At 68.7% G+C, this 1,314-nt stretch carries 1 protein-coding gene; it reads left to right on the forward strand.

The genetic code is table 11. The features are described from left to right. Window positions 1-1,282: glucoamylase family protein (locus tag AC1DOC_RS33935; RefSeq protein ID WP_478131603.1), on the forward strand; the 1,282-nt coding region annotated here is incomplete at its 5' end. Between the last annotated feature and the right edge of the window lie 32 nt (window positions 1,283-1,314).

Consider the following 1,314-nt stretch of genomic DNA (forward strand, 5'->3'; position numbering starts at 1 on the left):
CAGGAACCCGAAGGCCTTGGCAGCCCTGCCCGATGAAGCCTTGCTCGACGCCGTGCAGCGGCAGACCTTCCGCTATTTCTGGGACGGCGCGGATGCCGCCAGCGGCCTGGCGCTCGACCGCCGCACGCTCGTCGGCGCCACCGGCGAAGACCTGGCCGACGAGAGGGTCGCGATCGGCGGCACGGGCTTCGGCATCATGGCCCTGATCGTCGCGGTGGAGCGCGGCTGGATCACGCGGGACGCGGCGCTGGAGCGCCTGGGGCGCATGCGGGACGCCCTCTTGCGCRCCAGGCGCTACCACGGCGCCTTTCCGCACTTCATGGACGGGGCGAGCGGCGCAACGATCCCGATGAGCCCCAAGGACGACGCGGGCGACCTGGTCGAGACCTCGTTCCTCTGCATGGGCCTGCTCTGCGCGCGCCAGTATTTCAGCGAGGACACGGCCATGGCGCGCCGACTGCGCGCCGACATCGACACGCTGTGGCACGAGGTCGAGTGGAACTGGTTCACCCAGGGCGGGCGCGACGTGCTGTATTGGCACTGGAGCCCGAACCACGGCTGGGCCATGAACCATGAGGTGCACGGCTGGAACGAGTGCCTCATCACCTACTTCCTGGCGGCGGCCGCGCCGCGCCATGCGATCGATCCGAAGGTCTACCACCGCGGCTTTGCCTCCGGTCCCGACTTCCTCAACGGCCATTCGTACCACGGCATCGAGCTGCCGCTGGGTCCGCCGAACGCCGGTCCGCTGTTCTTTGCGCACTACTCGTTCTGCGGCCTCGATCCGCGCGGCCTGAGGGACCGCTACGCAGACTACTGGGATCTCAACACGCGCCACGTGCGGATCAACCGCGCCCACTGCATCGCCAACCCGCGGGGCTTCCCGGGCTATGGCGAATCGTGCTGGGGCCTGACCGCGAGCGACGACCCCGACGGTTACCTTGCGCACGATCCCAACAACGACAACGGCACCATCTCGCCGACGGCCGCGCTGGCCAGCCTGCCCTATGCGCCCGCCGAGGTGATGCGGGTGCTGCGGCATTTCCTCACCGTGCATGGCGAGCGGGTGTGGCGGGACTACGGCTTCGTCGATGCGTTCTGCGAGCGGCGCGGCTGGTTCGCAGACACCTACCTTGCCATCGACCAGGGCCCGATCGTCGTGATGATGGAAAACCATCGCACGGGCCTTCTGTGGAAACTGTTCATGAGCGTGCCCGAAGTGCAGGCCGGGCTGCGCGCGCTGGACTTCAGCAGCCCGCATCTCGAGGCGTCGGCGGCGTGAGCTTCAGCGTGGCGAGCCCGCAAGACCCGGCA

It is taken from the genome of Variovorax sp. 01T439_2 (assembly GCF_056398445.1).